General features: G+C 40.1%; 12 protein-coding genes. 6 read left to right on the top strand and 6 right to left on the bottom strand.

The window, feature by feature from the left end:
• The 6 genes from EWM59_RS25290 to EWM59_RS25265 form a co-directional block, all read left to right on the top strand.
• A partial coding sequence (locus EWM59_RS25290; RefSeq protein ID WP_130024022.1) for a T9SS type B sorting domain-containing protein occupies positions 1-837 on the top strand: 837 nt, incomplete at its 5' end.
• 110 nt (positions 838-947) lie between these two features.
• Complete coding sequence (locus EWM59_RS25285; protein ID WP_130024021.1) at positions 948-1,751, top strand: helix-turn-helix domain-containing protein; 804 nt, start codon at positions 948-950, stop codon at positions 1,749-1,751.
• A 91-nt stretch (positions 1,752-1,842) separates the two neighbouring features.
• Entirely contained in the window at positions 1,843-2,361 is a 519-nt protein-coding gene (locus tag EWM59_RS25280) for a dihydrofolate reductase family protein (protein ID WP_130024020.1), read from the top strand.
• 166 nt (positions 2,362-2,527) lie between these two features.
• Positions 2,528-3,142, top strand: a complete 615-nt coding sequence (locus tag EWM59_RS25275; RefSeq protein ID WP_130024023.1) for an HPP family protein — start codon at positions 2,528-2,530, stop codon at positions 3,140-3,142.
• A gap of 170 nt (positions 3,143-3,312) precedes the next feature.
• On the top strand, positions 3,313-4,539 hold the full coding sequence (locus EWM59_RS25270; RefSeq protein ID WP_130024019.1) for a hypothetical protein: 1,227 nt from the start codon (positions 3,313-3,315) through the stop codon (positions 4,537-4,539).
• A gap of 31 nt (positions 4,540-4,570) precedes the next feature.
• Positions 4,571-6,199 carry a DUF8832 domain-containing protein gene (locus EWM59_RS25265; protein ID WP_130024018.1) on the top strand — a complete coding sequence of 543 codons (1,629 nt, stop codon included), beginning with the start codon at positions 4,571-4,573 and terminating at the stop codon, positions 6,197-6,199.
• A gap of 36 nt (positions 6,200-6,235) precedes the next feature.
• Here EWM59_RS25265 and EWM59_RS25260 read toward each other — a convergent pair whose 3' ends face one another.
• The 6 genes from EWM59_RS25260 to rplK all read right to left on the bottom strand — a co-directional run bounded on the left by EWM59_RS25260 (position 6,236) and on the right by rplK (position 11,411).
• Positions 6,236-7,168: an alpha/beta fold hydrolase gene (locus tag EWM59_RS25260; protein ID WP_165372297.1), complete on the bottom strand. Its 933-nt coding sequence runs from the start codon at positions 7,166-7,168 to the stop codon at positions 6,236-6,238.
• A gap of 175 nt (positions 7,169-7,343) precedes the next feature.
• Positions 7,344-8,789: a Gfo/Idh/MocA family protein gene (locus EWM59_RS25255; protein WP_130024016.1), complete on the bottom strand. Its 1,446-nt coding sequence runs from the start codon at positions 8,787-8,789 to the stop codon at positions 7,344-7,346.
• Positions 8,790-9,153: 364 nt separating this feature from the next.
• Positions 9,154-9,537: a 50S ribosomal protein L7/L12 gene (rplL, locus tag EWM59_RS25250; RefSeq protein WP_130024015.1), complete on the bottom strand. Its 384-nt coding sequence runs from the start codon at positions 9,535-9,537 to the stop codon at positions 9,154-9,156.
• 122 nt (positions 9,538-9,659) lie between these two features.
• Positions 9,660-10,193: a 50S ribosomal protein L10 gene (gene rplJ / locus EWM59_RS25245; RefSeq protein ID WP_130024014.1), complete on the bottom strand. Its 534-nt coding sequence runs from the start codon at positions 10,191-10,193 to the stop codon at positions 9,660-9,662.
• Between the two features lie 2 nt (positions 10,194-10,195).
• A complete protein-coding gene (gene rplA / locus EWM59_RS25240; RefSeq protein WP_130024013.1) occupies positions 10,196-10,894 on the bottom strand; it encodes a 50S ribosomal protein L1 in 699 nt (232 codons plus the stop codon).
• 79 nt (positions 10,895-10,973) lie between these two features.
• A complete protein-coding gene (rplK, locus tag EWM59_RS25235; protein ID WP_130024012.1) occupies positions 10,974-11,411 on the bottom strand; it encodes a 50S ribosomal protein L11 in 438 nt (145 codons plus the stop codon).
• Between the last annotated feature and the right edge of the window lie 361 nt (positions 11,412-11,772).

Below are 11,772 nucleotides of genomic sequence, written 5' to 3'. Positions count from 1 at the left end.
ACCTATACCTATTTAGATGATGGGATAGACCGCTATGCAGCCGATGGGGTGAATACCATAGAGATGCAGGTGGACACCAATTATTGTTACAAGGTAGAGACCTTTGGCGCCTATGGCAGATTACCCCAGTTCGGGACATTGCGTAATTTTTCACAGGTGATGTGTTCGAGTCCGATAGACAACACCCCCCCCTGTCCACCGGAATTGAGCATTGATGATTTGAATTGTGAGAATCTTGACCGGGAGGCCATTTGTGAGACCAACACATTGAGTAATAAATTAAGCTGGAAGACCCCGGCGAGTTCAGGAGGCTTGTTGTGTCGGAGTGATATTATCAGATACAATATTTACTTTGCCCGATACAAGGAAGACACCCCGAAGTTATTGGCAGCCATAGACAAGCCGGTACCACCGGAGACTTCATTCACCCACACCCGATCGGTACAAGATGGGTTTGCCGGTTGTTACTACATCACAGCGGTGAATAGTCTGAACATTGAGAGCAGTGCGAGTGCGACGATTTGTAAAGACAACTGTGCGACGGTGTTGTTACCGAATGTATTCACACCCAATGGAGATGGGAAGAATGATACCTTTACACCGATGACATGTTCAGCTTTTATCCAGAACATAGATATAGAGATATACAATAGATATGGGTTGAAGGTGTATCAGAGTGGGAGTAGTAATATTTTGAGTTGGGATGGACGGAGTAGCAGTGGGGTTGAGTTACCCTCGGGGACGTATTATTACTTGGCGAAGGTATCGTTGCAACGCTTGGACAGGAAGGATGAGACTCCCACGACTATCAAAGGTTGGGTTGAACTAATCAGGTAATAGCCTTATATAATAGCATATATTTCATAAATTTGTTAGCTACTACGGATGCTCCTTGCAGCATCCGTAGTAGCCTTGTGAAGGCTTAAAGCAATTGTCATAACAGTGCTATGAAATTAGAACTCTATTCTATCTTGCCCAAACTACAGCCTTATGTAAAGGCCATCTGCTCGATGGAAAGTGATTCTACTAATCCTTCTATCTCCCCTATAAGAGTATTGCCCGATGCCTGTGTAGAATTATTTGTCAACTTCAGCAAATGTCAGGATTCTTTATCTACCGTTACAGGCAAAAAAGTATTTGATAGCAGCCAGAGTTTTGTGATTTCCCGCATGCGTAATTTTATGGACGTGCAGATGAAAAACAAAACGGGCTTTATTTCTGTTTGTTTTTATCCAAGTACTTCCTACCTGTTTTTTCAGCTACCTATGAATGAAGTAGCAGATAGTTTAACAGACCTGCATCATTTATGGCAAGCTGATGCTATAGAAATGGAAGAACTCATAACTGATGCCAGCACCAATGAGCATAAAGTAGCCCTTATTCAGCAATATTTACTACGGCAATTAAATAAACATAAATTTGATAAAACCATTGCTTACTGTGTGCAGCAGATAGAGCAAACAGACAAACTATTTTCGGTAGCTGAATTAGCTGAGAAAGTAGGATTGAGCCAAAGGCAGTTAAGCCGGAAATTCAATTATTGTATGGGGCTTTCAACCAAAGAGTTTATTCATATCAATCGTTTCGTTAATTCATTAATGTGTCTGAAAAAATATCCTGCTATCAGCTTAACCGACATAGCTTATGAAAGCGGCTACTATGACCAGGCGCATTTTATACATGATTATAAAACCTATGCCGGACTCACGCCCGGTGAAGTCATAAATGCCGGAAATCTTGTGGTATGCTGATACGCTAAACAATATTTTTTCTTCTGTGTCCGATTTTTACAATTTTCGTATGGCCCGATTCTCCAGTTTTGTAGAAAAAAAACAATTTTTTATGAGAAAAGTAATTTTAGGTCTGGCTATTAGCCTTGACAGTTTTATTGAAGGCCCTAATGGTGAGTACGACTGGTGTTTTACTGACCAAGATTATGGGTTGAATGAGTTTTATAAAAGAGTAGATTCTGTTTTTATCGGGAGAAAAAGCTATGAAATGTCGTACGGATTAGAAGATGGAGGAGATTTTGGATTGCCAAAAATGAAAGAGTATGTTTTTTCTAATACTTTGCAGCAGGTAAAAGACGGAACAACTCTGGTTTCGGGCGATATTAAGGCTGCGGTAGAAAAAATAAAGCAGGAAAAAGGCAAAGACATCTGGCTTTTTGGAGGTGGGAGTCTTACAGCATCGTTAATGAATCTGGGTCTGGTAGATGAACTCTGGTTATCAGTTCACCCCATTTTACTGGGTGAGGGGAAACCGTTATTTCAGGGGCTTAAAGACCGTACGCATCTGAAATTAATTGATACAAAAGTGTATGAAACAGGTCTGGTTTCTTTAAAGTATGTACTGGCGTAGGGAATAATCGTCATCCTTTGGTATTAGGATGACAATTATTTTATACTCTGGCTGTTCAATTGTTAAATGATTAATATACTAATCCGATAGAAAAACTTTAAAATATCAGTTATGGCAAAATGAAAATACTTAACTTTGTATGACAAATACGGACGTACAACAATACATGATAAAAAGTAAAATTAAGCGAGGGCTTAGGGTGTCTCGCTATGTTATCTATAAAGAGACGCTGGTCGATTACAAAGAACATTTCTGGTCATTTACAGGTGCTTTCATAGGGATTGGTTTAATAGCTTTCTTTCAGAGTTATTTACTCACTCAGTTTGAAAATATATTTCTGATAGGCTCTTTTGGTGCTTCAAGCGTCTTAATTTACGGCGCTATCCAGAGTCCGTTAGCGCAGCCTCGCAATCTCATTGGCGGACACGTTATTTCAGCTTTTATCGGTGTTTCTATCTATCGTCTGTTGCCCGATATTATATGGATTACTGCCCCAATGGCTGTATCGGTTTCTATTGTTATGATGCAGATAACAAAAACCTTACATCCACCCGGCGGAGCAACGGCATTGATTGCGGTAGTGGGTTCAGAAAAAATCAAAGCCTTAGGTTTTCTATATGTTATTTCTCCGGTCCTGACGGGCTCACTGATATTACTCATGATTGCGCTTGTTTTTAATAACATGACCCCGCACCGGAAATATCCTACCAATCAATACTTTACCCGCTTGTTAATAAAAAGCCTGAAAAAGACCCATAAAAGAATCAAACAGGCGGTTTAAAGGGGATAATTCCTCATTTTTCTTTCTATTTATACATACGGCACAGTTTATGCTCTGTATGTCTATATCTCCTTGCATTTATTCTTTTATCAAATTATTGTCCTATTTTTTTTATTAACTTAGGGGAATAATCAATTCCGTTTGTCTTTTCATAAACTATAGCTTATTCGATGCAAACCACAGTTAATCATTCACTCACCAAACAAAAGGCACATTCATCCACAGCAACATTTTTATTAGGTATTCCTTTGTATGTTTATGTAGGCGTTGTAGCTTCCAAATTAGTTATTTTAGGTATTTTATGGGACATTGCCTGGCACATGAGTATCGGCCGCGACGGGCTTTTTTCTCCGCCTCATGTAGTAGTTTATATAGGCGCAGCTACCGCAGGACTATTTGCAGGGTACCAGGTATTAAAAACTTCCTTTTGGGGTAGTGTAATTGAAAAGAATAAAATGGTACACTTCTGGGGAATTTTTTATAGTTCTCTTGGCGGACTTTTCTCTATCTGGGGTGGCATTGCGGCGCTTACATCAGCTCCTTTCGACGACTGGTGGCATAATACCTACGGCTTAGATGTTCAGATTTTTTCACCTCCACATACTGTACTTCTTTTAGGCTTAATGGGTGTACAGGTAGGGGCTATGGTATCGGTATCAGCTATGCTCAACCGAAAAGAAAAAATTGCTTATTTATCGGCTAAACAAAATGCCATACGTACCAAACGTTTGCAATGGATGTTTGTCTTTGCTGCTGGTTTTCTGATAACTTCAGTATTTACTACCCTTTCAGAGTTTTTAGACCGTTGGAGTATGCATGATATTTTATTTTATCAGATTGGTTCTGTGGCATTTCCGCTTTTCTTATTAGCTACTTCACGTGGTTCAGGCATGAAATGGGGTGCAACCTACATTGCTATTACTTTTATGGTCTTTCATTGGGGCGTAAACGCTACGTTAAGATTATTGCCTGCAGAACCACTGTTAGGGCCGATTTATAATAAAATTACTACTTATCAGACTTTAGGTTTTCCTGTACTACTGGTTTTTCCTGCTATTGGCTTAGACTGGTTAAGAGACAGGTTCTCAGCCATAAATGACTGGTGGTTGAGCTTGATTGTAGGATTTACTTATGTTGTTATCTTCTTTGTAGTTCATTACCCGTTCGGAAATTTTATACTGGAGTCTCCTTTAGCTCGTAACTGGTTCTGGGGTTCTGCTTCATGGTCTTATCCGAATGAACCTGACTGGGAGTATCGCTATAAATTTGCTGACTGGAATATTACCAAAGGCATAGATAAATGGGCCACAGGTTTAGGAATAGCCCTTTTACTGAGCCTCGTTTCTACACGCATAGGTCTGGTCTGGGGTAAATGGTTGCAAAAAGTACAACGTTAAAACAAGTATTGAACAGATTATTGAAAAGGCAATGAATTTTAAAAAAATAATAATTCTTTTTTTGGTAGCTATCGGTATGATGAATCAGGCAAAAGCCCATATCGGTAGTGCAGGTGTTGTGCAGGAAGGCAAAGCAGGTAATTATCAGATACAAGTATATATTGAGCCCCCTGATGTAATTCCGGGCGTAGCTAAGGTATCAGTTTCAGTAGATGGAACTGATATTGAAGAGGTAAGCCTCAGCCCTATCTACTATTGGGCAGGCGATGAGGGCTCTCCTAAAGAAGACAAGGCTTTACCGATAGCCGGAGAACCAGGAAGATTTGAAGGGAAAATCTGGTTAATGGAAAGCGGAGCCGCCAGCGTTAAAATAGTAATTAATGGTAAACGTAGTAAAGGCGAAACGCTGATACCTATTGCCGCACTGGCAACAGCTAAACGTGACCTGCCTAAATCGTTAGGCTGGATTCTGGCCGGACTGGCCTTACTTTTAGTAGGTATTATGACAACTATTATTGGTGCAAGTACAAGCGATAGTTTATTAAAGCCCGGAGTGGCAGGAGATAAGAAAACAAACCGAAGCAGGGTAGTTGGCTCTACTGTAGGTTTAGCTTTTTGTGGGGTGCTTCTCTTTGTAGGTAATAATTGGTGGGGCTCAATCGCTAAAGAATACAGAGAACGATACATGTTTAGACCATATACGGCAAGCTCAAAAGTTACCATTGAGAATGAACAGAGAATGCTGCATTTTAAAATAGACTCTAATTCGATTGAACGCCGCTGGACAAGTTATGTGATTCCTGACCACGGGAAATTAATGCACTTATTTCTGGTAAGACAAGGGTCTTTAGATGCTTTTGCACACTTACACCCGGCCAGAAAAGATACACTTACTTTTGAGGCACCTTTACCCGATTTACCAGCCGGAAAATACCTGGTTTATGCCGATATTCTGCGCTTTCATGGCTTACAATATACAATTGCCGATACGGTAGATATTCCTGCCGTAAATACTAAGTCAGAAATTACTGAGAAAAAAACAGGCGATTCTGATGATACCTATGTAGTAACGAACCCCATTAATACGAAGGTTTCTGTTACGCAGGCCGCAGGTATCAGTATTTGTGGTACTCCGGGCGTAAAAACACCTTTACAGGATGGCTCAAGTATTGTATGGGACGAAAAACCCAACCAAACCCTGAAAGCAGGGCAAGTATATGATTTGAATTTCTCAGTCATGAGTCCTGATGGCAAGCCTGCCGAATTGCAAACTTATCTCGGTATGATGGGACATGCAGCTATTCTAAAAGAAGACGGTTCGGTTTATATTCACCTACACCCGAATGGTACTTTTTCGGCTACGGCACAACAGGTAATGGAAAAACGTGTGGGTGAAAAGACAAATCCAAGCCCCCGACTGAATAATGCCAAGCGCTTCAGAGATAGTGTAGATAATGTATTGCGTCAATTACAGGCTATGCCAGAAGCAGAGAGGGACAAAGTGTTGATGGGAGGGATGATACATCAGCCTAACGGCCATCATGGCGGAAGTGTGAGTTTCCCTTATGTATTCCCGAGTGCAGGTAATTATCGCATCTGGTTACAAGTAAAACGAAATGGCAAAATTCTGACCGGAGCTTTTGATGCGAAGGTAATATAGTTTTATGTGAGAAGAGGAAACAAATGCTCCCTCTTCTCATATCTTTAGTATCTGTTTTTTCGTTGTTTTTATATCCTCAATCACTTGCTCCAAAAGCGCATTAAATTTCTCAGGTTTTTCAAGCATCGGATAATGTCCTGTTTTGCCTACATTAAAAAAACGATAGGCAATGCCATTTCTTCTGAATGCCAAAGTATCAGTTGGATTGGCAGAACTATTAATCAGATACAAAGGCATTTTTAAAGTTTTCAGTTTTGCATCGGTTGGATAGCTGAAACTTTGTTCCATACAATCAAGCGCAATGGTGGAGTCAGCGTTGGCAATATCATCTGTCACTCTTTTGCGGATTGATTTTGGTGTAGAGGGGGCAAATAAAGCCTGAGTTACATAGGCCGAAACAGTTTTCTTATAATCAGTTCTGGCTGCTTTAAAAAACTGTTCTATTTCTTTTTGTGTTTGTGGCGTTTCTTTGGCACCATAGGTATTAAAATTATCAATACCTACCAAGCCAATTACACGGGGTTGGTTATTCAAAGCAGCTTCTAAGGCAATAGCCCCACTCATGGAGTGGCCTATAAGAATAACATTTTTTAAATCCAGACCATTCAATACAGCCGACACATCATTGGCATAATCTTCCACTTTCCAGCTTTTTCTGTTTTTGCCCGACTCTCCGAATCCGGGTAAATCTATAGCTACTACCCTGAAATGTTTGCTGAAAGCCGTATCCTGATTTTTCCAATATGTTTTATTAATACCCCATCCATGAATAAATACCAGCGTTGTATCTCCTTTTTTACTGTCATCATAGGCAATATTTACGCCTTTATCCTCAATCTTAAAATTCTCTGCCGTAGAGTCTTTTGGAATTGCGGTAGAATCTATGGTGGAATAAGTATTAGCAGGGTTGGTACAGGCCATTGGTAAAACCAATATAAGTACATTCAAAAGCTTTGTTAGTCTATTCATGATATATTTTATTGGAGTTCGTAAATAGGGAACACTATGAATTGTTGGCATAAAAATTCGTGCCATGTACCTCTTTTTTCCCCAAGAAAAGAATTTGCATAGTGTTTTTATTATGAACATTAAAATAACAAAAAAGGCTTCGTAATGAAGCCCTTCTGATTTTTTTGAATAGTACTTATATCCACCCTCCAGCACGATACTCTCGTTTTACGAAAGCATTGGCCTCGTCAAAATTAGTGATTTTCATATTAGGGCCGTCCCATAAAAGTTTCTTACGGCCAATAAAGTTATTTTTTGAATCACGGAGTAGAAATGAGCGAACGGCTAAGTTACCCATCAATACCGTTTCAGTTAGGGGGCCAGATTGGTCAAAAGATGAACTGGTGTAAGTACCGGGCCCTGCTTTACAGGCTTTTACCCATTGTTGTTGATGTCCTTCGGTATCGCCTTCTACTAATGGGCGTTTTGGGGCAGGCATTTTCACATTCAGGAATTTAGACTCAGGGAAAAACTTAGGGTTATCGCCAAAAAGTTCGGTTGCTAAAATACCTTTTGTTCCTATAAACAATACCCCACCATCAATATCAGCAAATACTTTATCGTAATCACAACCATCAGGCAATTGTGGACGAATACCCCCATCATACCAGTTCAGGCTTAATTCTTTGAATTGTTTACCCTTTGGATTCGGGAATTTCAGGTGTATAGCCGATGATGGCGGACAAACATCATCAAAATGAGCTTCTTTAAAGAAATCGGCATATACCTGTCCTACCGAACACTCTACCGAAGTAGGGTAACCCAATTTCAAGGCACGGAATGGTACATCAATAAAGTGACAACCCATATCGCCTAAAGCACCTGTACCAAAATCCCAGTATCCACGCCAGCGGAATGGCATATAGGCTTCATGGTAGTCACGCATGGGAGCAGTTCCTAACCACAAATCCCAGTTAACTTCAGGTGGAATCGGTTGGTTCATGCCTTTATCCTTAGGCGATTGTACACCTTGCGGCCATACCGGGCGGTTGGTCCATACTTCTACCGTATGTACATCGCCAATCATCCCATTCTGAATAATAGTTTCGGTAATACGGGTACCTTTTCCACTACTTCCCTGATTACCCATCTGGGTAACTAATTTATATTTTTTTGCCGCTTCTGTCAATTGGCGGGCTTCCCATATATCATGTGTTAATGGTTTTTCTAAATACACATGTTTATTCAACTGCATGGCAGACATTGCTATCGGATAGTGCATGTGGTCTGGTGTAGTAACAATTACTGCATCAATGTTTTTGGCTTCTTTTTCCAACATCTGGCGGTAATCTTTAAAATAAGGCGCTTTGGGGAATTGTTTACGGAATTTATTTGATTCTCTATCGTCTACATCACAAAGTGCCACAATATTGTCAGAACCATTATTATAAGCCAAAGGGATATTTACATTGGCTTTGCCACCACAACCCACGGCCGCTATGTTCAGTTTATCGCTCGGAGCTACAAAGCCTTTACCTAAGACATGGCGAGGAACAATCATGAAACCTGCCGATGCCAGGGTTGCGCTTTTAATAAAATTACGCCGTGAAGATTTGTTTTGCTTTTGATTTGAGTTTTTCATAGGTAAATAGTTGTTTGAAACAGGTTTATTTTGTCATACACTTGTCTATACAAATCGGTCAGAAAAGTACAAAATAATATTTGAAATGTTGCTTTTGGCAGAAAGGTTTTTTGTGGGGCAGAAAGGAACAAGCAGAATGGAGAAAGGAAAAAATTGTGGCGCGAGCCGAGCGACGGTCGCTTCTATCTCACAGTTAGAATAAGAAAAGGCAGAAACAAGGAATAAGTTTTTTAATAGAAAAATGTAACACCGAGAAATGAAAAATGTAAAGTGTGTAGAAGCACCCCTTTAGGGGCCGGGGGCGTTTAAAACAAAAGCCCGAAAGGTTGCTTTCGGGCTTTGTTCTGAGAGGGTATCGGTAAAATTATTTTACTTCTACTTCTGCACCAGCTTCTTCTAAAGATTTTTTCAAACCTTCAGCTTCATCTTTGGCAACACCTTCTTTGATTGGTTTCGGAGCTGTATCAACTAAATCTTTAGCTTCTTTCAAGCCAAGACCAGTAAGGTCTTTTACTAACTTCACAACTTGAAGTTTGTTAGGACCAGCAGCTTTCAAGATTACGTCGAAAGATGTTTTTTCTACCGGAGCTTCAGCAGCTTCGCCACCGCCGCCACCACCTTGCATTACTACAGGTGCTGCAGCCGCAGGCTCGATGCCATACTCGTCTTTCAATATTTGTGCTAATTCGTTTACTTCTTTTACAGTCAAATTTACTAATTGCTCTGCAAATGCTTTCAAATCTGCCATTTTTGTATAGAATTTAAAAGTTAATACTTGTTTTTGATAAATAATTTTAATTGTAATATCAGTTATAAAACTGATGGGTGTTTACTTCAATTAACCAGTAAAGGTTAAGATTTGTAAACGAATTAAGCTGCTTCTTTCTCCGACAAAGTCTTGAGAATACCAGCCAATTTGTTGCCACCGCTTTGCAAGCCAGAAATAACATTTTTGGCAGGTGATTGCAACAAACCGATAACTTCGCCAATCAATTCCTGCTTTGATTTCAAAGTCAGCAACGTTTCCAGTTGGTCGTGGCCGATGAATAAAGCAGAATCAACAGAAGCACCTTTTAGCGTGATGCTGTTTTTGTTAGCTTTCAGGAAATCCTTAATTAATTTTGCAGCTACTTTGCCCGACTCATCGTGGAACATTACACCTGAAAATCCTTTAAGAACAGTTCCGTCAAATGACGAATAATCGGTATCTAATCTTTCAAGAGCCTTGCTGATTAGTGTATTTTTCACTACACGATACTCTATACCACGCTCGAAACACAAACGACGCAATTCATTGGTTTTAGCAACGCTTAGTCCGCCCGCATCGGTAATATAGAAGTAAGGGGTAGCTGCAAATTTCTCAGCCAACTCTTCAATTATTGCTCCTTTTTCTTCTTTTGTCATGATTACAATCCATTAATGGTTGTTCTGTCGATTTGAATACCAGGTCCCATAGTGCTTGCCAGTGATATGCTTTTCACATACGTACCTTTAGCAGAAGATGGTTTCAATTTCAACAAAGTTTGAATCAATTCTGTAGCATTCTCTGCTAATTTCTCAGGTGAGAAAGAAACCTTACCGATGGAAGCGTGAATGATACCGGTTTTGTCAACTTTAAAGTCAATTTTACCAGCTTTCACTTCTTTTACTGCTGTTGCTACGTCGAGCGTTACAGTACCAGACTTAGGGTTTGGCATCAACCCGCGAGGTCCGAGGATTTTACCTAACTTACCAAGTTTAGCCATTACAGTTGGCATCGTGATGATTACGTCGATGTCAGTCCAACCTTGTTCGATTTTTTGGATGTATTCGTCCAACCCCACATAATCAGCGCCAGCAGCTTTTGCATCAGCTTCTTTGTCAGGAGTACACAATACTAAAACACGAACAGTTTTACCGGTTCCGTGTGGTAATGCAACCACACCACGTACCATCTGGTCAGCCTTACGAGGGTCAACGCCCAAACGAACGTGAACATCTACCGAAGAGTCGAATTTAGTGTATGAAATCTGCTTCAAAACATCAGCCGCATCTTTTAGAGAATAAGCTTTTGAAGCGTCATACTTCGACATTGCTTCCTTTCTTTTTTTGGTCAATTTTGCCATTTGCTTTGTTTGGTTATAGCGTTATGCCGGGCATAACTCCCATGAATAATAATGAATGAGTAACAATCATTCGTTGTTTTTAAAACGGTGCGTTGCCTGAGATGGTAATACCCATGTTTTTGGCAGTACCGGCAATCATCTTCATTGCTGACTCAACAGTAAAGCAATTCAAGTCTGGCATTTTGGTTTCGGCAATAGTTTTTACCTGATCCCAAGTTACCGAACCAACTTTCTTACGATTGGGTTGGTCTGAACCTGTTTTGATTTTTGTTGCTTCTAACAGCATGATAGCAGCGGGTGGAGTTTTGATGGCAAATTCAAACGATTTGTCAGTATAGTAAGTAATTACTACTGGCAAAATCATACCCACTTTATCCTGAGTACGAGCGTTGAATTGTTTACAAAATTCCATGATGTTCAAACCTTTAGAACCCAATGCCGGACCAATTGGTGGTGAAGGGTTGGCTTGACCGCCTTTTACCTGAAGTTTCACATATCCTGCGATGTCTTTCGCCATTGTCTTTCAGATTTTAAGGAATTTTACAAAAAGATTTGATTTGAGTCTTGAATAGGGGCTCACATTCCCGCCTCAGTATCAATCATTTCCGTTGATTTTGGTTCAGAAATTTCGCCTTTTGCCAGGGGAAGCGACACCGTGTGAATAGGTATCAAGACTAAGACTGATTTCTGCCGCTTCAAGAAGTATTTACACACCTTTTGAAAATCGGACTGCAAAAGTAGGGGTTTTTGATTTGTTACGCAAAAAAAACCTAAACTATTTTCTAAAAATCTTGCAAAGTGTAGAAAAAGCGCATAAGGTAGAGAACCGACTGATTATAAACAGGTTACGCATAGCTTTTCGTGAAGGCAGACTACGG

The sequence above is a fragment of the Emticicia agri genome (genome assembly GCF_004168285.1).
GTDB classification, from domain to species: Bacteria; Bacteroidota; Bacteroidia; order Cytophagales; family Spirosomataceae; genus Emticicia; species Emticicia agri.
The sequence above is the reverse complement of the archived record's forward strand: the minus strand, read 5'-3'. Positions and strand labels throughout refer to the sequence as shown.

Excerpts from the sequence above, each read along its gene's own strand:
- EWM59_RS25285 (WP_130024021.1), top strand. The coding sequence starts at position 948 with ATGAAATTAGAACTCTATTCTATCTTGCCCAAACTACAGCCTTATGTA.
- EWM59_RS25280 (WP_130024020.1), top strand. The coding sequence starts at position 1,843 with ATGAGAAAAGTAATTTTAGGTCTGGCTATTAGCCTTGACAGTTTTATT.
- EWM59_RS25275 (WP_130024023.1), top strand. The coding sequence starts at position 2,528 with ATGATAAAAAGTAAAATTAAGCGAGGGCTTAGGGTGTCTCGCTATGTT.
- EWM59_RS25270 (WP_130024019.1), top strand. The coding sequence starts at position 3,313 with ATGCAAACCACAGTTAATCATTCACTCACCAAACAAAAGGCACATTCA.
- EWM59_RS25265 (WP_130024018.1), top strand. The coding sequence starts at position 4,571 with ATGAATTTTAAAAAAATAATAATTCTTTTTTTGGTAGCTATCGGTATG.
- EWM59_RS25260 (WP_165372297.1), bottom strand. The coding sequence starts at position 7,168 with ATGAATAGACTAACAAAGCTTTTGAATGTACTTATATTGGTTTTACCA.
- EWM59_RS25255 (WP_130024016.1), bottom strand. The coding sequence starts at position 8,789 with ATGAAAAACTCAAATCAAAAGCAAAACAAATCTTCACGGCGTAATTTT.
- rplL (WP_130024015.1), bottom strand. The coding sequence starts at position 9,537 with ATGGCAGATTTGAAAGCATTTGCAGAGCAATTAGTAAATTTGACTGTA.
- rplJ (WP_130024014.1), bottom strand. The coding sequence starts at position 10,193 with ATGACAAAAGAAGAAAAAGGAGCAATAATTGAAGAGTTGGCTGAGAAA.
- rplA (WP_130024013.1), bottom strand. The coding sequence starts at position 10,894 with ATGGCAAAATTGACCAAAAAAAGAAAGGAAGCAATGTCGAAGTATGAC.
- rplK (WP_130024012.1), bottom strand. The coding sequence starts at position 11,411 with ATGGCGAAAGACATCGCAGGATATGTGAAACTTCAGGTAAAAGGCGGT.